Here is a 16,613-nt window from a genome sequence, read left to right on the forward strand (position 1 = left end):
CGCGCGGCCCCGGACGGTCAGCGCAGGTGCTCGGCCACCCGCTCGCGCATCGAGGCCATCGTGAAGCCGCGCGGGTCCACCTTCCCCGGCTGCCACTCCAGGTGCCCGATGACCGAGCGCTGAGTCCAGCCGTGCACCCGGCACAGCGCGGCCGCCGCCTTCGCGATCGCCTCCAGCTGGACCTTCGGCCACGGGTCTCTGCCGTCGCCGAGGTTCTCGCACTCGAAGCCGTAGAAGTACCGGTTGCCGTCCGTGGTGGCCTCGTCGTCCCGGGGCAGGCCCTGCTCGGCGATGACCGCCCTGAGGACCTCGTCGTCGCCGAGGCCCGCGTGGTTCGCGCGGCCGTAGCCGACGAGATGGACGGTGCCGTCCTTGGCGATCACGCCGTGGCAGAGCGGCCCGGGCAGGCCGGCGTGGCCGTCCCGGCAGATGCGGACGGTCTGGGCGGTGCCGCGGGTCACGGTGTGGTGGATCATCACGCCGTGCACGGGGCCCCAGGGGCCCTTGTGGTTGCGGTTGTGGGTGGACCATTCGCCGACCTGGACGACCGCGAGGCCCGCGTCGCGCAGCGCGCCGAGAAACCTGCTCGCGGACATGGGGGTGGACATGACCGACTCCCTTCGGAGGACGGGTGGGGGCTTCCGGAGCGCCGGAGTCCGGTGCGCCGAAGGTTCCGGAGTACCGGACTCCGCTCCTTCGGTGCCATCCGTTCGGGCCGTGTGCGAGCCGATCCGGACAGGGGCCGGTGGGGTGGGCGGGGCTCCGCTGTTCGGATGGAAATCACGTGACATGCCCCGAAGATCGTCGAACAGTCCCACTCGAATGTGTAATGGCGCCGACACGTTCCGTGCTGAAAGGCTTCGTCTCGCAAGTCAGTCATACGAGAGGGAGTTCCATGTCCGTTGGTTCGGTTGGCGACGAGGTCCGCGTCGCGGAGCAGCAGGCGCCGCAGCAGAGTCTCGGCACCGCGGCCGCGCGGAACCTCGCCACGACCACCAAGTCGGCGCCGCAGATGCAGGAGATCACCTCACGGTGGCTGCTGCGGGCGCTGCCCTGGGTCCAGGTGCAGGGTGGTACGTACCGGGTCAACAGGAGGCTCAGCTACTCCGTGGGCGACGGCCGGGTCACCTTCGTCCAGACCGGAGAGCGCGTCGCGGTGATCCCCGCCGAACTCGGCGAACTCCCCGTCCTGCGCGGCTACGAGGACGAGGAGGCCCTGACCGAGCTCGCGGCCCGCTGCCGCCAGCGGGAGTACGCGGCCGGCGAGGTCGTCGCCGTCGCCGGCGAGCCGACCGACCGGGTCCACCTCCTCGCGCACGGCCGGATCGAGCAGATCGGCGAGGGGCCGTACGGCGACGAGGCCGTCCTCGGAGTCCTCGCCGACGGCGCCTACTTCGGTGACGACGCCCTCGTGGACCCGGAGGCCACCTGGGAGTGGTCCGCCCGCGCCGCCACCGCCTGTACGGTCCTGGAGCTCACCTGCGACGACGTGCGGAACCTCGCGGAGCGGGCCGGCTCGCTCGCCGCCCACCTCGCGAGCGTGGCCGCCCTGCCCCAGCAGCGGACCAACAGGTACGGCGAGGCCGAGATCGACCTCTCCGCGGGCCACGTCGGTGAGGCCGTCGTCCCGCACACGTACGTCGACTACGACGCCTCGCCCCGCGAGTACGAGCTGAGCGTCGCCCAGACCGTGCTGAAGGTGCACAGCCGTGTCGCCGACCTCTACAACCAGCCGATGAACCAGACCGAGCAGCAGTTGCGGCTCACGGTCGAGGCGCTCCGCGAGCGCCAGGAGTACGAGCTGGTCAACAACAAGGAGTTCGGCCTCCTCGCCAACTGCGACTACGGGCAGCGCCTCCAGCCCCACGACGGCGCCCCCAGCCCCGACGACATGGACGAGCTGCTCTCCCGCCGCCGGGGATCCAAGCTGTTCCTCGCCCACCCGCGCGCCATCGCCGCCTTCGGCCGCGAGCTCAACAAGCGCGGTCTGGTGCCCGAGACGATCGACATCAACGGCAACCGCATCCCGACCTGGCGCGGTGTGCCGATCTACCCGTGCAACAAGATCCCGGTGTCGGACGCCCGGACCACCTCGATCATCTGCATGCGTACGGGCGAGGCCGACCAGGGCGTGATCGGTCTGCACCAGACCGGCATCCCCGACGAGATCGAGCCGAGCCTCTCCGTCCGCTTCATGGGCATCGACGAGCAGGCGATCATCTCCTACCTGGTGACGGCCTACTACTCGGCGGCGATCCTCGTCCCGGACGCGCTCGGTGTCCTGGAGAACGTCGAGGTCAGCCGCTGGCGGTGAGCCGACGGGGCCCGGGGGCGGGGACCGAACCCTCCCGCCCCCGGGCGTTCCCGGCTCGCCGCCGCGCAGCATCGCCACGGAGGAGACGAAGGAAGTGACCTTGACCCTTGCCGGCGGGGATCCCGTCACCGACGGTCAGGGGGCCGTGCGGCTCCTGGACCGGACACGGACGGCCGTCCATCCCCAACTGCGCTCGACCGTCGAGACCCTGCCCGGTTCGATACGGCGGGTCGCGATGTACCACTTCGGCTGGGAGCACGCCGACGGCACCCCGGCCACGGAGCCGCCGGGCAAGGCCATCCGGCCCGCCCTGGTCCTCGCGGCGGCCCGCGCGCTCGGTGCCGACGAGGCACCGGCCGTGAAGGCCGCGGCGGCGGTGGAGCTCGCGCACAACTTCACCCTGCTCCACGACGACATCGTCGACGAGGACGTGACCCGGCGGCACCGGCCCACCGCCTGGACGGTCTTCGGCATCCCGGACGCGCTGATCGCCGGTGACGCGATGAGCGCGCTCGCCCTGCGGATGCTCGCCGAGGATCCGCACCCCGCCTCGGCGGCCGCGTCCGCGCGGCTCGCCGCCTGCATCATCGAGCTCTGCGCGGGACAGCAGGCGGACTGCGCCTTCGAACAGCGGGCGCCGCGCGAGGTCTCCCTCGACGAGTGCCTGGCCATGGCCACCGCCAAGACCGGCGCGCTGCTCGGCGCCTCCTGCGCCATCGGCGCGCTCTACGCGGGCGCGGGGGAGGAGGAGGTGGCGGCGATGGACGCGTTCGGCCGGGAGGCGGGCCTCGCCTTCCAGCTGATCGACGACCTCATCGGGATCTGGGGCGACCCCGACCGTACGGGCAAGCCGGCCGGGGCCGATCTGGTCGCCCACAAGAAGTCGCTGCCGGTGGTGGCGGCGCTCGCCTCGGGGACGCCGGCGGGCGAGGAGCTGGCCGAGCTGTACGCCCGCCCGGTCCTCGACGCCGCGGCGGTGCGGGCTGCCGCGGACGCGGTCGAGCGGGCCGGGGGGCGCGACTGGGCGCAGGACCAGGCGGCCGAGCGGATGGGCCGCGCCGTCGAGCACCTGGCCCAGGCGGTCCCGGACCTGACGGCGGCGGGGGACCTGCTGGCGCTCGCGGAGTTCGTCACGCGGCGGACGCGCTGAGGCCCCGGGGCGCCGTCACGCCTCGGGGACGATCCGGGTGACCACGGTCTCGATCAGGTCGTCCAGGTCCCGGTCGCCGTGCAGGCCGGGGACCGTGAAGTGGTCGAGCAGCAGTCCGGTGAGGGCGAAGTAGAGCAGCCGGACGGTGTCCGCGTCGCCGGGCATCCCGCCCTCCAGGTGGCCCTGGACGTTCGCGTCCAGATCGCCCCGGAGGACCTTGGTGAGCTGGGTCCGCAGCTCGGGGCGGCGTACCGCTTCGAGCCGGAGCTCGAAGAGCCCGAGGTAGCAGGTGCGCTCGTCGGCGAGGCGCTGGGCGACCTGGCGCATGAGCTCGAGGACCAGGGCGCGGCTCGGCGCCGGTGCCATGGCGGCCTCCATGACGCCGGGCTCCGGGGTCAGCCGTTCGAAGATCCGGTCGGCGACCTCGGAGAGCACCTGGTCCCGGTCGCGGAAGTAGTTGGACGAGGTGCCGGTGGGGACCCCGGCGCGGGCATCGACCGCGCGGAAGGTCAGCCCGCGGGCACCTTCGTCCGCCAGGACCTGGATGGCGGCGTCGAGCAGCGCCGTCCGTCGTTCGGGGTTTCTCGCCATGTCGTGTCTCCTCCTTCGTCGAACTTCTTCGAAAATAGGGCTTGCGCAACCACTACAGGTGAAGCACTATAGCCGTCGTGGTTGCGGTCGCAGTCACGTTCCGGAGTGAAAGAGGACCGGTTTGCGCAAGCTCACGTACTTCATCGCCTGCACCATCGACGGCTTCATCGGTGACCCCAAGGGCGACGCCACCTCCATGTACAAGTTCGTGGACGCCGAGTTCCTGGAGTTCCTGACCGGCGAGTACCCGGAGACCATCGCGGCCCAGGGCCGGGAGGCACTGGGGGTCGACGCCGAGAACCAGCGGTTCGACACGGTCGTCCAGGGGGCGGCGTCGTACCAGCTCGCCCTGGACGTGGGCATCACCAGCCCGTACGGGCACCTGCGGGAGTTCGTCGCCACCCGCTCGCTGCCCGAGTCGCCCGACGCGAACGTGGAGCTGATCGCCGACGACCTCGTCGGCCGTGTCCGCGAGCTCAAGGCCGAGGACAGCCCCCTGGACGTCTGGCTCTGCGGTGGCTCGACGGTCGCGGGCGAGCTCATCGAGGAGATCGACGAGTTGATCATCAAGACCTATCCGCAGGTGTACGGCTCCGGCATGCCGATGTTCGGCGCCGGCTTCGAGCCCCGCGACTTCGAGCTGAACGACCTGCGCGTCTTCGGCAACGGCGCGTTCGTCCGTACGTACACCAGGAAGCGGTAGACGGCGGCAGGCGCTCGCGTGCGAGCCGTCCTACCCTGGACCTATGGGTGACGAGGCGTCCCACACGACGCGCGACCCCCGGGCCGAGCACGGATGCCCGGCCTGCGGGCAGCCGCGAGCGATGACGGCCACCCGGCACAAGGTCCTCGGGGCCTGGGTGCCGGAGTGGGAGGTGCAGCCCTGCCGCAACCCGGACTGCACGCTCCACGAGGGCGTGGAGGCGGACCTCGCCGCGACCGTGGACATGCCCGCCGACGTGGCCGCCGGTACGCGCCCCGCGGCGGGGGCGGAAGCCGCGAGCACGCACGTGACCGGCAAGAACGGCGAGATCGGGAGAAGTCAGGCCACAGGGTGACCGGACGCGCGCCGGAGCCTGTCGTACGGCTACAGTCCGCGCATGTCATCGGAGTCGACGGAAGTCTGGACCGGCTGGTACCGGGACCGCAGCGGCGCGGAAGCGATCGTCATCACGGCCGACGGGCGGCGGGTCGCCACCCGGATCAGGGGGATCGAGTACACGGGCGAGGGTTTCGCCGCGCTCAGCGCGGCGGAGGGCGGGCAGGCCCTCACCGCCTGCGTCCTGGAGTGGGACCTGCCGCTCCCCGTCGTCATGGACGGCGCCTCCCAGCAGGCCACGCTGAGCTGTCTGCTGACGCTCGGTGAGCGCGCGGACCTCAGTCTGACGCTGCACTACGGTGGCGCCGCCTTCGAGTCGTGCGTCGCCGGAGGTGACTTCGACGGGGCGCTCGAACGGGTCAGGCGCCAGCTGCCGCCCGGCGCCGACTTCGGCCGCCGACTGCTCCAGGCGGCCTGACAGCACACGTGCGGCACGAGAGAACGAGGACGGCGGCGCCCCGGGGAGGGGACGCCGCCGCCACTCGTTCTCCTCGTGCTCAGCTCTCGCGCGGGGCTCGGTTCCCGCGCTCGCTCAGCCCGCGCGTGCTCAGTTCTTGAACGCGGAGGCGAGGCCGTAGCGCCACAACTGGTCGACGCGGGACCGCTCCTGCGAGTTCGGCTGGGCGTTCTGGCAGGACGTGCCGGGGCCGCCGCCCGACATCAGCTCGCTGCACGGACCGCTGTAGTGGTCCGGCAGCCCGAGGACGTGGCCCGTCTCGTGGGCGGTCACGCGGGTCGAGTTGTACTGCTGGTTCTGCCGGTAGTCGAGGAAGATGTAGCCGCTGCCGTGACCGTCGGTGCTCGCGTACGAGCCACGGGAGTCGTTGCCCTCGTAGTAGGTGAAGTCCGGGTTGCCGCCTTCGACGAGCCGGACGTTCACCACCGAGCTGTTCCATATCTGGGCCGAGCGGGAGATCTGGCTGCGGAAGCTCGGCGCGTTGGCGGCGCTGTAGACCACGGTGACGGCGGCCGCGCCGGGGGTGGCGGCCCGCTTCTTCGCCACCGACTTCACGACGGCGTCGAAGAAGGCCTGGTTGGCCTTCGCCTCGGCGGCCGAACCGGCGTACGCCACGGAGGCGTTGCCGGCGGCCGGGACACCGGTGGGGGCGCTCGCGGCCACGGCCGGGGCCGCGCCGAGGGAGGCGGCGAGGCCGAGGCCGAGGGCGGTGGCCAGGACAGAGGTGAGGACCTTGGGGTGACGCATGGGGGGCTCCTCCTGTAGGGGATGGGAGAGAGTCTCGGGGGAGCCGGGGCGCGTGGGGATGATGTCAACCGGCGATAGCATCACTGCATCACCTGGTCGAAAGACCCCCAACTCCCTTTAAATCAAAGGTGATTGAGGGGTTCCGGGTATCTGGTGCGAGCCAGGGAGCCGCCCTACCCTCGGGGCATGGACCTGGAGGTGAGACACCTGCGCGCGCTCTGCGCCATCGCGGACACGGGCAGCCTGCACAAGGCGGCCCGCCAACTTGGCATGAGCCAGCCCTCGTTGACCACCCAGCTCCGTCGCATCGAGAACTCCCTGGGTGCCGAGCTCTTCTCCCGCGGCCGCACCGGCTGCCGCCCCACCCCGCTCGGCCGCTCCCTGCTCAGCCGGGCCCGCCCGCTCGTCGCCGACATGGCGGCGCTCGTCACCGAGACCCGGGCCGCCGCCGCCCGCACCGACGGACTCGGGCTCCGCGTCGGCTCCACCGCGAGCCGGGCGCTCCCGGGCTGGCTGCGCCGGCTCCGCCAGCGGCTGCCCGGCACCGACATCGGCCTGCGGATGGACGTCTCCGCGAACGCGCTGCTCCGGAGCGTCGCCGCCGGGCAGCTCGACGTGGCCTTCGTGCACGAGGTGGAGGGCTGCCCGTTACGGGTTCCCGAGGACCTCGAGGGCCGGGTCCTGGTCGCCCGCGAACCGCAGTTCGTCTCCATGGCCCGCGACCATCCGGCCGCCGCAGAGGCGGTGGTGGACCTCGCCGACCTGGCGGGCGACCACTGGATGGTCGATCCGACCGTCGACGGCGAATGGGACGGCCTCCGCCGGGTCCTGCACACCGCCGGCATCGACCCGCCGCTGCTGCACGGCGATTACCACACGGCCGCCTCCCTCATCGTCCTCGGAGAGGCCGTCGCCCCCTGCCAGCCGACCTCGGCGCCGCGCGAGGACATGGCCGTCCGCCCGCTGCGGGGCGATCCGCTGGCGGTCCGGCTCCTGCTGTACGCGCGGCCCGGGGCGCCCCTGGACACGCTGTACGCGGAACTCGCCTCGGCCTACCGGGAGGTGGCCCTGAGAGCGGCCCCGTACCGCGAATGGCTCCAACGGCAGGGGACGGCGGCGGGCCTGTCGGTGGGACCGTGCATGATGACGGCATGAGCGCACACCCGGCACAGGCACTGGTCCGGCACGCACGCCCCGAGGACCTGCCGCGGGTCGTGGAACTCATCGCCGAGCACGCGGCGTACGAGAAGGCGGCACCTCCGGCCCCCGGCCTCGCCGGCCGGCTCGCCGGCCTCCTCTTCGGCACCGAAACGCCCCGCCTCCGCTGCCTGGTCGCCGCCCTCCCCGACGGCACCCTCGCCGGGTACGCGAGCTGTGCCCCGGAGCTCTCCACCTGGGACGGCACGGAGTACCTCCACATGGACTGCCTCTACCTCACGGAGAGCTCCCGGGGTCACGGTCTGGGCCCCCTTCTGATGGCGGCGGTGCGGGCCGAGGCCCGCGCCCTGGGCCTGGCGGAGATCCAGTGGCAGACCCCCGCGTGGAACGAGAGCGCGATCCGCTTCTACGACCGCCTGGGTGCGACGTCGAAGGAGAAGCACCGCTACAGCCTGCTCTCCGCGGACGCCCAGGGGCTGCCGGGACCCGGTGGGCAGCCGCCCGGCCCCGGTGGCGGGCGCCGCCGAGAGCCCTAGCCCGCCACGTCCTGGGGGTACCACCGCAGCTCGACCGTGTTGCCGTCCGGGTCCTTCACGTAGACCGACTGGGCCGAACCGCGGGCGCCCCAGCGGGGGACGGGTCCCTCGACGACGTCGAACGTCCCCGAGTCGATGACCTCCTGCCAGTCCAGCGGGTCCACGACGAGGCAGATGTGGTCGACGTTGGACTCGCCGCGCGGGCGCGAGAAGAGGTCTATGACGGTGCCCTCGTCGATCCGGACGGACGGGAACGACACCTTCCCGTCCCGCCATTCCTCGACCCGCTCGCCCGCGAGCCCCAGGAGCCCGGTGTAGAACGCGAGCGCCCGCTCGACGTCGGTCACGTTGAGCACCAGGTGGTCGAAAGCCTTGACGCGCATGGAACATCACCCTTCTGTAGGTACGCCGTCATCGCGGCGGGAAACCCCGAAGGGGTACGACCGCCATGCGGTCGTACCCCTTCGGACGGGAACGAGAAGGTCAGGCCTTCTTCGTCTCCCAGAAAATGCGGTCGATCTCGGCGATGAGCTCCAGCGCCTTCTCGCCCGTCTTCGGGTCGGTCGACGCCTTGGCGGCCGAGAGGGCCTTCAGGGTGTCGTTGACCAGCTGGTTGAGCTCGGGGTACTTCTCGAAGTGCGGAGCCTTGAAGTAGTCGCTCCAGAGCACCGACACGTGGTGCTTGGCGAGCTCCGCGCGCTGCTCCTTGATGACCGTGGCGCGGGCGCGGAAGTGCGCGTCCTCGTTCGCCTGGTACTTCTCCTGGACAGCCTTGACCGACTCGGCCTCGATGCGGGCCTGGGCCGGGTCGTACACGCCGCACGGGAGGTCGCAGTGGGCGCTGACCTTCACCTTGGGGGCAAACAGGCGGGAGAGCATTGTGCCGTCCTTCCTCGTGATCGTCTTCTCAGGTGGGACATTACTCGGTGAGAAGGGCGATTTCGCGGGCGCCCCCTGGGGCTTAGGTCAAAAGTCCAGGGTCACCATGGGACTCGTGTACGAGTGAACGAGCGGATGTGTGGGTCGATGCGCGTGTGGACGGGCGGGCGGAGCGTGAGGTGCCGATGAGGGAAGCGGGGCGGGAGCGGGCGGCGGAAGCCGGGGCTCCGTTCGGGATCGCCGAGGTGACGGGGGTGTCCATGGTGCCCACGCTGCTGCACGGGGACCAGCTGCTCGTGCACTACGGCGGACGCCTGCGGCCGGGGTGCGTGGCCGTGGTGCGGCACCCGCTGCAGCAGGATCTGCTCATCGTGAAGCGGCTGATCGAGCGACGTGACGGCGGCTGGTGGGTGCTCGGCGACAACCCGGACGCCGAGGGCGACAGCCGGGTCTTCGGGGCCGTACCGCCCGAGCTCGTTCTCGGGCGGGTGCGGGCGCGCTACCGGCCGCTGACGCCGGGGCGTCAGCGGTCGCCGGGGGTGACGCTCTCCTGGCTGCTCTCGGCGGTGAGGCCCGTCCGGTCTGCCTCCAGACGCTTGCGGGCCCGGTAGGCGGCCACGTTGGCGCGGGTCGCGCAGCGGTCCGAGCAGTAGCGGCGGGAGCGGTTGGTGGAGGTGTCCAGGTAGGCGTTGCGGCAGGGGGGCGCCTGGCAGAGGCCGAGCCGGTCGGCGCCGAACTCGGTCAGATGGAAGGCCAGCCCCATCGCGCAGATGGCGGCGTAGCCCGTGGTCGCGTTCGAGGAGTGGTCGGCGAGGTGCATGTGCCACCGGGGGCGGCCGTTCTCGTCGAGGATGTCGTGGCCCGAGATCTGAGGGCTGACCGGGAACTCCAGGAGGAGCGAGTTCAGGAGGTCGACGGCTCCCGTGTGGTCGCCCTCGTCGGCCAGCGTGAACACCGCCCGCAGCCGGGTCCGTACCGCGCGGAAGCGGGGGAGGTCCGCGTCCGTGACCCGCCGGGCCATCTGGGAGGCCTCGCCGAAGAGGTCCCGGACCACCTCGACGGAGGCGAGGGAGTCCTTTCCGCGCGCGGGCTCCTCGGTGTTGACCAGACGTACGGCGAAATCCGAGTAATGGGCCAGTTCCACTTGTAGTCCTTACTTCGGCGGGCTAGTGTCTCGGTCGGAAGGGGTAACGGCTGTTGCCCCTATGAGGGTATTACGAAGAGGGGGAGGACCGACCATGACCGGGACCGACTGGGCGGGCTGGCAGCAGAGCTGGGACCGTCAGCAGGAGTGGTACATGCCGGACCGTGAGGAGCGCTTCCGGGTGATGCTCGACATGGTCGAGGCCATGGTGGGACCGAAGCCCCGCGTCCTCGACCTCGCGTGCGGTACGGGAAGTATCACGGATCGGCTCCTCAAGAGGTTCCCGGAGGCGACCAGTACCGGTGTCGACCTCGACCCGGCCCTCCTCGCCATCGCCGAGGGCTACTTCGCCGGGGACGAGCGCGTCACCTTCGTGACCGCCGACCTCAAGGACCCCGACTGGGCCGCCGGGCTGCCCCACGACGCGTACGACGCCGTCCTCACCGCCACCGCGCTCCACTGGCTCCACAGTGAGCCCCTGACGGCCCTCTACGGCCGGCTCGCCGGTCTCGTCCGCGAGGACGGCGTCTTCATGAACGCCGACCACATGATCGACACGGCCACCCCCCGGATCAACGCCGCCGAGCGCGCCCAGCGGCACGCCGTCATGGACCGCGCCAGGACCGGCGGAGCCCTGGACTGGGCCGAGTGGTGGGCCCTCGCCGCCGAGGACCCGGTCCTCGCCGGGCCCACCGCCCGCCGCTTCGAGATCTACGGCGAGCACGCGGACGGCGACACGCCCTCCCCGCGCTGGCACGCCGAGACCCTCCTCGCCGCCGGGTTCGGCGAGGCCAGGACCGTCTGGGCCTCGCCGTCCGACACCCTGCTCCTCGCCGTGAAGTAGGCGCCGCGGACGCGGGAAGGGGCGGTACGGGTCTCCCCGTACCGCCCCTTCCCGCGTCGCTGTGCCGCCGGTGCCGAGCCGGGGCGGCGCCGGTTACAGCACCTTGGACAGGAACGCCTTCGTCCGGTCGTGCTGCGGGTTGCCCAGGACGTCGCGCGGGTTGCCCGACTCGACGACCACACCGCCGTCCATGAAGACCAGCGAGTCGCCGACCTCGCGGGCGAAGCCCATCTCGTGGGTGACGACGATCATCGTCATGCCCGACTCGGCGAGGTCCCGCATGACGTCCAGGACGTCACCGACCAGCTCCGGGTCGAGCGCCGAGGTGGGCTCGTCGAAGAGCATCAGCTTCGGCTCCATCGCCAGCGCGCGGGCGATGGCGACACGCTGCTGCTGACCGCCGGAGAGCTGCGACGGGTAGTTGCCCATCTTGTCCCGCAGGCCCACGCGGTCGAGCAGACGCTCGGCACGCTCGCGTGCCACCGCCTTCGACTCGCCCTTCACCTGGATCGGGGCCTCCATGACATTGCCCAGGGCCGTCATGTGGGGGAAGAGGTTGAAGCGCTGGAAGACCATGCCGATGTCACGGCGCTGGACCGCGACCTCGCTGTCCTTCAGCTCGTACAGCTTGCCGTTCTTCTCCCGGTAGCCGACCAGCTGGCCGTCGACCGAGAGACGGCCGCCGTCGACCCGCTCCAGGTGGTTGATGCAGCGGAGGAACGTCGACTTGCCGGAGCCGGACGGGCCGACCAGGCAGAAGACCTCTCCGTTCTGGACCTCCAGGTCGATGCCCCGGAGGATGTGGGCGGCGCCGTAGGACTTGTGGACGCCCTCCGCCTTGACCATGGGCTGACCGGTCATGCCGATGCCTCCGGGGAACGCTTGAACGTGGTGAGGTTCGTCTTGACCCGCTGCCACGGGGTGGGCGGCAGGTTACGCGTCGAACCGCGGGCGAAACGGCGCTCCAGGTAGTACTGGCCGACGCTGAACACGCTGGTCAGGGCGAGGTACCAGATGGAGGCGACGAAGAGCATCTCCATCACGGCGCCGGCCGTGCTTCCGATGTTCGACGAGGCCCGCAGGAGTTCTGTGTACTGCACGGCCGAGACGAGTGACGAGGTTTTCAACATGTTGATGAACTCGTTGCCCGTGGGCGGCACGATGACCCGCATGGCCTGCGGCAGGACGACCCGGCCCATGGTCTTGGTCTGGGACATGCCGAGCGCGTGCGCCGCCTCGGTCTGCCCCTCGTCGACGGACTGGATGCCCGCCCGGACGATCTCCGCCATGTAGGCGCCCTCGTTGAGGCCGAGACCGAGCAGCGCGACCATGAACGGCGTCATGACGTCGACGGTCTCGTTCTTGTAGATCGGCCCGAGGTTGATGTACTCGAAGATCAGCGACAGGTTGAACCAGACGAGCAGCTGCACGTACACCGGGGTGCCGCGGAAGAACCAGATGTAGAGCCAGGCGACGGCTCCGGTCACGGGGTTCCTGGACAGCCGCATCACCGCGAAGACGACACCGAGGACGAGTCCCAGGGCCATCGAGGCGACGCTGATGATCACGGTGTTCGCCAGGCCGTCGAGGATCGACGGATCGAACACCTTGTCCCACACCGTGTCCCAGATGATGTTGCCCTGGGAGAAGGCGTAGATGAGCCATCCGAGCAGGACGACGACCACGACGCCGCTGACCCAGCGGCCGTAGTGCCGTACGGGGATGGCCTTGATCGCCTCGTACGGGGAACCCGAGGCGCCGGGCCCGGCCGGAGCGGCGGCCGGGTCCTTGGAGATCTTGTCAGTCATGACGACTGCCCTTCAGTGGAGCGGGGAGGTCACTTGCCGGCTTGGACGGAGGGTCACTGGCCGGCGTTGACGGTGGCCGTCTTGACGGCGCTGTCCGAGACGTCCCACTTCTTCAGGGCATCGGCGTAGGTGCCGTCCTTGATGGCCGCGTCGAGCGCTTCCTTGATGGCGTCGCGCAGCTGGGTGTCGTCCTTCGAGACGCCGATGCCGAAGAGGCCGACGTCGCTCTGGTTGCCGACGACCTCGAAGTCGTTGCCGCCGCCCGAGGTCTTCGCGATGTACGCGGCGACCGGGTAGTCGTTGAGGTCGGCCACGGCGCCGCCGGCCTTGACGCGGGTCTGCGCCTCGGCGTCGGTGTCGAAGGCCTGGATCGTCAGCTTGTCGGCGCCGCACTTCGTGGCCTGGGCCTTGAAGGTGTCCTCGTAGATCGTGCCGCGCTGGACGGCCACGGTCTTGCCGCAGAGGTCGTCGAGCGAGTTGATGCCCTGCGGGTTGCCCTTCTTGACCAGGAGGGAGACGCCGGAGCTGAAGTAGTCGACGAAGTCGATGCCCTTGCCGATCTTCTTCCCGTTGTCGTCCAGGCCCTCCTGGCGCTTCTTGTTGTCCGTCATCGAGGACATGATCACGTCCTGGCGACCGGTGTAGATCGAGGTGATCAGGCCGTCGAAGGTGCCCGAGGTGAACTCGAACTTGACGCCGAGCTGCTTGCCCAGGGCCGCGGCGATGTCGGGGTCGACGCCGACGATCTTGCCGCCCTCGGTGAACTCCATCGGGGCGTACGAGGCGTCGGTGCCGACCTTGATGACACCGGCCTTCTGGATGTCGGCGGGGAGCTTGGAGAAGAGCGGCGCGGCGTTGGCGGAGCCGCTGTCCTTCGTCGGGGTGGCGGAGCCGCCCTCCGTCTGGTCGCCACAGGCGGTCAGCAGCACGGAGCCGACGACCGCGATGGCGGCGACCGCGGCAAGACGGGAGGTGCGGGTCTTGGCGGTCGTACAGCGCGTGGAGCGTGCGGTCATGATCGGGTTCCTCCGGCGTGTGAGGGAGTTGCCAGTGGTCACGTACGTCTCTTCGAGTGTCGTGACCTCGTGTGATTACGGCATCTTGCCATTCGGACCGCCTCAAACCGACGGCCACGGATGTCAAAATCGGATAACGGGTGACCCCCGAATGCCGACAGGCCGGTACATCAGGGCCGGATCTTCTGCTGAATGCCTTCCACGCCACCGAAGAATTTCCTGTTGATCTCGCCATTCGGACGACACGAAGGCCACCATTCGGGTGCTTGAAGCACCTATATGGACATGGGGTGACGTGTCGTCCTCCGTCCGTGTGCGGATGCACTCGGTATGAGTCGCGTCACCGAGCGGATATGGACTCGTCCGCGGTGCCGTCCGTCCGGTAAGAAGGATCCTTACACCCCTCATCCGGGGCTCAGGGCGCGTTGTGCGGCGCGCCCGCGCGGCTACCAGACACGGCGGCCGCGGGACCCGCCCACCGCTCCACACCAGGAGCGGCCAACCCTCAAAAATGCAGACTTAAGGGGTCAACCCAATGGCAGCGGAGATCGTCAATCCTCGCAGTGACAGCGGTACGGAAGGAGCTCCGGAGGAGCCCTTCGACGCTGTCTTCGCCCTCCACCGGGGCGGCAAGATGGCCATTCAGGCCACCGTTCCCGTCCGGAACAAGGACGACCTGTCCCTCGCGTACACGCCCGGCGTCGCGAAGGTGTGCACCGCGATCGCCGAGCAGCCCGACCTGGTCAACGACTACACCTGGAAGTCCCAGGTCGTCGCGGTCGTGACCGACGGTACGGCGGTGCTCGGCCTCGGTGACATCGGCCCGGAGGCCTCCCTCCCGGTCATGGAGGGGAAGGCCATCCTCTTCAAGCAGTTCGGCGGCGTGGACGCGGTCCCGATCGCCCTCGCCACCACCGACACCGACGAGATCGTCGAGACCGTCGTCCGGCTGGCCCCGTCCTTCGGCGGCGTCAACCTGGAGGACATCTCGGCGCCGCGGTGCTTCGAGATCGAGCGCAAGCTCCAGGAGCGCCTCGACATCCCCGTCTTCCACGACGACCAGCACGGCACCGCCATCGTCACCCTCGCCGCCCTCCGCAACGCGGCGAAGCTGACCGGCCGGACCCTCGGCGACCTGCGCGCGGTCATCTCCGGCGCCGGTGCGGCCGGAGTCGCCATCGCCAAGTTCCTGCTGGAGGCCGGGCTCGGCGACGTCGCCGTCGCCGACCGCAAGGGCGTCGTCAGCCGCGACCGGGACGACCTCAACCCGGTCAAGCGCGAGATCGCCGACCTCACCAACAAGGCGGGCCTCAGCGGCTCCCTGGAGGCCGCCCTCGCCGGCGCCGACGTCTTCATCGGTGTCTCCGGCGGTACGGTCCCCGAGGCGGCCGTCGCCTCCATGGCTCCGAACGCCTTCGTGTTCGCCATGGCCAACCCGAACCCCGAGGTCCACCCCGACGTCGCGCACAAGTACGCGGCCGTCGTGGCGACCGGGCGTTCGGACTACCCGAACCAGATCAACAACGTCCTCGCGTTCCCCGGCATCTTCGCCGGCGCGCTCCAGGTCCGGGCCTCCCGGATCACCGAGGGCATGAAGATCGCAGCGGCCAACGCGATCGCGGACGTCGTCGGCGACCAGCTCGCCGCCGACTGCGTGATCCCGTCGCCGTTCGACGAGCGGGTCGCCCCGGCCGTCGCGGCCGCGGTCGCCGCCGCCGCCCGCGCGGAGGGCGTCGCCCGCCGCTGACGCGTCGCACCACCCCGTGAGGGCCCCGTCCTGTTTCCGGGACGGGGCCCTTCCGTGTCCGCCGGGCCCGGCACCGTACCGGCGGGGGAGGGACGCGCGTCACACGGGTGCGTGGTTCCGTGGCCCGCCCGTGGCCGCCTAGGGTCGGGGCCATGTTCGCTGCCTACGCTGCCCGAATCGACCGCGACCAGCCCCTGAACGGCCTCGAATTGGGTGAACGTCCCGAACCCGAGGTCCGGCCGGGCTGGACCACCGTCACCGTCAAGGCCGCCTCGCTCAACCACCACGACCTGTGGTCGCTGCGCGGGGTCGGGCTGCCCGAGGAGAAGCTGCCGATGATCCTCGGCTGCGACGCCGCCGGGATCGACGAGGACGGCAACGAGGTCGTCCTGCACTCCGTGATCGGCCAGACCGGCCACGGCGTCGGACCCGACGAGCCCCGGTCCATCCTCACCGAGCGCTACCAGGGCACCTTCGCCGAGCGGGTGACCGTGCCCCGCTGGAACGTCCTGCCCAAGCCGAAGGAGCTCTCCTTCGAGGAGGCCGCCTGCCTGCCCACGGCCTGGCTGACCGCCTACCGCATGCTCTTCACCAACGCCGGTGTACGGCCCGGGGACTCGGTGCTCGTGCAGGGCGCCGGCGGCGGGGTCGCCACGGCCGCGATCGCCCTCGGCAAGGCCGCCGGCCTGCGGGTCTTCGCCACCAGCCGTGACGAGGAGAAGCGCAAGCGGGCCGTCGGGCTCGGCGCCGTCGAGGCGTTCGAGCCGGGCGCGCGGCTCCCGCAGCGGGTCGACGCGGTCATCGAGACCGTCGGCGCCGCCACCTGGTCCCACTCCGTCAAGTCGCTGCGGCCCGGCGGGACGCTCGTCATCTCGGGTGCCACGAGCGGCGACCGGCCCGCGCACGCCGAGCTGACCCGGATCTTCTTCCTGGAGCTGAAGGTCGTCGGCTCGACGATGGGCTCCAAGGACGAGCTGGAGGACCTGTTGTCGTTCTGCGCGGCGACGGGGGTCCGGCCGGTCGTCGACGAGGTCCTGCCGCTGGACCGGGCGCGGGAGGGCTTCGAGCGGATGGCCTCCGGTGAACTCTTCGGAAAGATCGTCCTGAAGACCTCCTGACGAAG

20 protein-coding genes are annotated in these 16,613 nt (G+C 70.7%); 11 read left to right on the forward strand and 9 right to left on the reverse strand.

From position 1 onward, the window contains the following. Window positions 1-17: 17 nt before the first annotated feature. On the reverse strand, window positions 18-608 hold the full coding sequence (locus OG392_RS24510) for an N-acetylmuramoyl-L-alanine amidase (RefSeq protein ID WP_329282910.1): 591 nt from the start codon (window positions 606-608) through the stop codon (window positions 18-20). A gap of 287 nt (window positions 609-895) precedes the next feature. Here OG392_RS24510 and OG392_RS24515 point away from each other — a divergent pair, with 287 nt between their 5' ends. Together OG392_RS24515 and OG392_RS24520 are read left to right on the forward strand one after the other, a co-directional pair. Continuing rightward, window positions 896-2,314 (forward strand): family 2B encapsulin nanocompartment shell protein, encoded by a 1,419-nt coding sequence (locus OG392_RS24515; RefSeq protein WP_329282911.1) that lies wholly within the window; start codon window positions 896-898, stop codon window positions 2,312-2,314. A gap of 100 nt (window positions 2,315-2,414) precedes the next feature. Further along, window positions 2,415-3,464, forward strand: a complete 1,050-nt coding sequence (locus OG392_RS24520; RefSeq protein ID WP_443055094.1) for a family 2 encapsulin nanocompartment cargo protein polyprenyl transferase — start codon at window positions 2,415-2,417, stop codon at window positions 3,462-3,464. Between the two features lie 15 nt (window positions 3,465-3,479). Here the strand turns inward: OG392_RS24520 and OG392_RS24525 are convergent, their stop codons facing one another. Continuing rightward, window positions 3,480-4,055, reverse strand: coding sequence for a TetR/AcrR family transcriptional regulator (locus OG392_RS24525; RefSeq protein ID WP_329282914.1), 576 nt, complete (start codon window positions 4,053-4,055; stop codon window positions 3,480-3,482). 121 nt (window positions 4,056-4,176) lie between these two features. Between OG392_RS24525 and OG392_RS24530 the strand changes: the two genes are divergently transcribed. The 3 genes from OG392_RS24530 to OG392_RS24540 are packed head-to-tail and all read left to right on the forward strand — an operon-like array spanning window position 4,177 to window position 5,572. Continuing rightward, window positions 4,177-4,758, forward strand: a complete 582-nt coding sequence (locus OG392_RS24530) for a dihydrofolate reductase family protein (protein WP_329282917.1) — start codon at window positions 4,177-4,179, stop codon at window positions 4,756-4,758. Between the two features lie 43 nt (window positions 4,759-4,801). After that, window positions 4,802-5,113 (forward strand): hypothetical protein, encoded by a 312-nt coding sequence (locus tag OG392_RS24535; RefSeq protein WP_329282919.1) that lies wholly within the window; start codon window positions 4,802-4,804, stop codon window positions 5,111-5,113. Window positions 5,114-5,155: 42 nt separating this feature from the next. Beyond that, window positions 5,156-5,572 carry a DUF6304 family protein gene (locus OG392_RS24540; RefSeq protein WP_329282921.1) on the forward strand — a complete coding sequence of 139 codons (417 nt, stop codon included), beginning with the start codon at window positions 5,156-5,158 and terminating at the stop codon, window positions 5,570-5,572. Window positions 5,573-5,701: 129 nt separating this feature from the next. Here the strand turns inward: OG392_RS24540 and snpA are convergent, their stop codons facing one another. Continuing rightward, window positions 5,702-6,358 carry a snapalysin gene (gene snpA / locus OG392_RS24545; protein ID WP_329282922.1) on the reverse strand — a complete coding sequence of 219 codons (657 nt, stop codon included), beginning with the start codon at window positions 6,356-6,358 and terminating at the stop codon, window positions 5,702-5,704. A gap of 186 nt (window positions 6,359-6,544) precedes the next feature. Here snpA and OG392_RS24550 point away from each other — a divergent pair, with 186 nt between their 5' ends. Then, entirely contained in the window at window positions 6,545-7,513 is a 969-nt protein-coding gene (locus OG392_RS24550) for a LysR family transcriptional regulator (RefSeq protein ID WP_329282925.1), read from the forward strand. Continuing rightward, on the forward strand, window positions 7,510-8,052 hold the full coding sequence (locus tag OG392_RS24555) for a GNAT family N-acetyltransferase (protein WP_329282927.1): 543 nt from the start codon (window positions 7,510-7,512) through the stop codon (window positions 8,050-8,052). The genes OG392_RS24550 and OG392_RS24555 overlap by 4 nt, the downstream gene beginning before the upstream one ends. Here OG392_RS24555 and OG392_RS24560 read toward each other — a convergent pair. Together OG392_RS24560 and sodN are read right to left on the reverse strand one after the other, a co-directional pair. Continuing rightward, entirely contained in the window at window positions 8,049-8,435 is a 387-nt protein-coding gene (locus OG392_RS24560; protein WP_329282929.1) for a VOC family protein, read from the reverse strand. The genes OG392_RS24555 and OG392_RS24560 overlap by 4 nt on opposite strands. Window positions 8,436-8,535: 100 nt before the next feature. Further along, window positions 8,536-8,931 carry a superoxide dismutase, Ni gene (sodN, locus tag OG392_RS24565; RefSeq protein WP_030320908.1) on the reverse strand — a complete coding sequence of 132 codons (396 nt, stop codon included), beginning with the start codon at window positions 8,929-8,931 and terminating at the stop codon, window positions 8,536-8,538. A gap of 185 nt (window positions 8,932-9,116) precedes the next feature. Between sodN and sodX the strand changes: the two genes are divergently transcribed. After that, on the forward strand, window positions 9,117-9,542 hold the full coding sequence (gene sodX, locus OG392_RS24570) for a nickel-type superoxide dismutase maturation protease (RefSeq protein ID WP_329287431.1): 426 nt from the start codon (window positions 9,117-9,119) through the stop codon (window positions 9,540-9,542). On the opposite strand, the gene OG392_RS24575 is transcribed toward sodX, so the two are convergent. Further along, window positions 9,455-10,075, reverse strand: a complete 621-nt coding sequence (locus OG392_RS24575) for a CGNR zinc finger domain-containing protein (RefSeq protein ID WP_329282932.1) — start codon at window positions 10,073-10,075, stop codon at window positions 9,455-9,457. The two genes, sodX and OG392_RS24575, sit on opposite strands and share 88 nt — an antisense overlap. Window positions 10,076-10,169: 94 nt before the next feature. On the opposite strand from OG392_RS24575, the gene OG392_RS24580 reads away from it, so the two are divergent. Next, window positions 10,170-10,919: a class I SAM-dependent methyltransferase gene (locus OG392_RS24580; RefSeq protein WP_329282933.1), complete on the forward strand. Its 750-nt coding sequence runs from the start codon at window positions 10,170-10,172 to the stop codon at window positions 10,917-10,919. 93 nt (window positions 10,920-11,012) lie between these two features. On the opposite strand, the gene OG392_RS24585 is transcribed toward OG392_RS24580, so the two are convergent. Genes OG392_RS24585 through OG392_RS24595 form a run of 3 tightly spaced genes read right to left on the reverse strand, consistent with a single transcriptional unit; the run spans window position 11,013 to window position 13,743 of the window. Then, complete coding sequence (locus OG392_RS24585; protein WP_079188582.1) at window positions 11,013-11,780, reverse strand: amino acid ABC transporter ATP-binding protein; 768 nt, start codon at window positions 11,778-11,780, stop codon at window positions 11,013-11,015. After that, a complete protein-coding gene (locus tag OG392_RS24590; protein WP_329282938.1) occupies window positions 11,777-12,727 on the reverse strand; it encodes an amino acid ABC transporter permease in 951 nt (316 codons plus the stop codon). The genes OG392_RS24585 and OG392_RS24590 overlap by 4 nt, the downstream gene beginning before the upstream one ends. Window positions 12,728-12,780: 53 nt before the next feature. After that, window positions 12,781-13,743 carry an ABC transporter substrate-binding protein gene (locus OG392_RS24595; protein WP_329282940.1) on the reverse strand — a complete coding sequence of 321 codons (963 nt, stop codon included), beginning with the start codon at window positions 13,741-13,743 and terminating at the stop codon, window positions 12,781-12,783. A gap of 535 nt (window positions 13,744-14,278) precedes the next feature. Here OG392_RS24595 and OG392_RS24600 point away from each other — a divergent pair. Together OG392_RS24600 and OG392_RS24605 are read left to right on the forward strand one after the other, a co-directional pair. Further along, on the forward strand, window positions 14,279-15,490 hold the full coding sequence (locus OG392_RS24600) for an NAD(P)-dependent malic enzyme (protein WP_329282942.1): 1,212 nt from the start codon (window positions 14,279-14,281) through the stop codon (window positions 15,488-15,490). A gap of 152 nt (window positions 15,491-15,642) precedes the next feature. After that, window positions 15,643-16,608 carry a zinc-binding dehydrogenase gene (locus OG392_RS24605; RefSeq protein WP_329282944.1) on the forward strand — a complete coding sequence of 322 codons (966 nt, stop codon included), beginning with the start codon at window positions 15,643-15,645 and terminating at the stop codon, window positions 16,606-16,608. The last annotated feature ends 5 nt before the right edge of the window (window positions 16,609-16,613 follow it).

The sequence above is a fragment of the Streptomyces sp. NBC_00691 genome (genome assembly GCF_036226665.1).
Classification (GTDB): Bacteria; Actinomycetota; Actinomycetes; order Streptomycetales; family Streptomycetaceae; genus Streptomyces.

Coding starts and splice junctions, on each gene's coding strand:
- OG392_RS24510 (WP_329282910.1), bottom strand. CDS start 608: ATGTCCACCCCCATGTCCGCGAGCAGGTTTCTCGGCGCGCTGCGCGAC.
- OG392_RS24515 (WP_329282911.1), top strand. CDS start 896: ATGTCCGTTGGTTCGGTTGGCGACGAGGTCCGCGTCGCGGAGCAGCAG.
- OG392_RS24525 (WP_329282914.1), bottom strand. CDS start 4,055: ATGGCGAGAAACCCCGAACGACGGACGGCGCTGCTCGACGCCGCCATC.
- OG392_RS24535 (WP_329282919.1), top strand. CDS start 4,802: ATGGGTGACGAGGCGTCCCACACGACGCGCGACCCCCGGGCCGAGCAC.
- OG392_RS24540 (WP_329282921.1), top strand. CDS start 5,156: ATGTCATCGGAGTCGACGGAAGTCTGGACCGGCTGGTACCGGGACCGC.
- snpA (WP_329282922.1), bottom strand. CDS start 6,358: ATGCGTCACCCCAAGGTCCTCACCTCTGTCCTGGCCACCGCCCTCGGC.
- OG392_RS24550 (WP_329282925.1), top strand. CDS start 6,545: ATGGACCTGGAGGTGAGACACCTGCGCGCGCTCTGCGCCATCGCGGAC.
- OG392_RS24555 (WP_329282927.1), top strand. CDS start 7,510: ATGAGCGCACACCCGGCACAGGCACTGGTCCGGCACGCACGCCCCGAG.
- OG392_RS24560 (WP_329282929.1), bottom strand. CDS start 8,435: ATGCGCGTCAAGGCTTTCGACCACCTGGTGCTCAACGTGACCGACGTC.
- sodN (WP_030320908.1), bottom strand. CDS start 8,931: ATGCTCTCCCGCCTGTTTGCCCCCAAGGTGAAGGTCAGCGCCCACTGC.
- sodX (WP_329287431.1), top strand. CDS start 9,117: ATGAGGGAAGCGGGGCGGGAGCGGGCGGCGGAAGCCGGGGCTCCGTTC.
- OG392_RS24580 (WP_329282933.1), top strand. CDS start 10,170: ATGACCGGGACCGACTGGGCGGGCTGGCAGCAGAGCTGGGACCGTCAG.
- OG392_RS24585 (WP_079188582.1), bottom strand. CDS start 11,780: ATGACCGGTCAGCCCATGGTCAAGGCGGAGGGCGTCCACAAGTCCTAC.
- OG392_RS24590 (WP_329282938.1), bottom strand. CDS start 12,727: ATGACTGACAAGATCTCCAAGGACCCGGCCGCCGCTCCGGCCGGGCCC.
- OG392_RS24595 (WP_329282940.1), bottom strand. CDS start 13,743: ATGACCGCACGCTCCACGCGCTGTACGACCGCCAAGACCCGCACCTCC.
- OG392_RS24600 (WP_329282942.1), top strand. CDS start 14,279: ATGGCAGCGGAGATCGTCAATCCTCGCAGTGACAGCGGTACGGAAGGA.
- OG392_RS24605 (WP_329282944.1), top strand. CDS start 15,643: ATGTTCGCTGCCTACGCTGCCCGAATCGACCGCGACCAGCCCCTGAAC.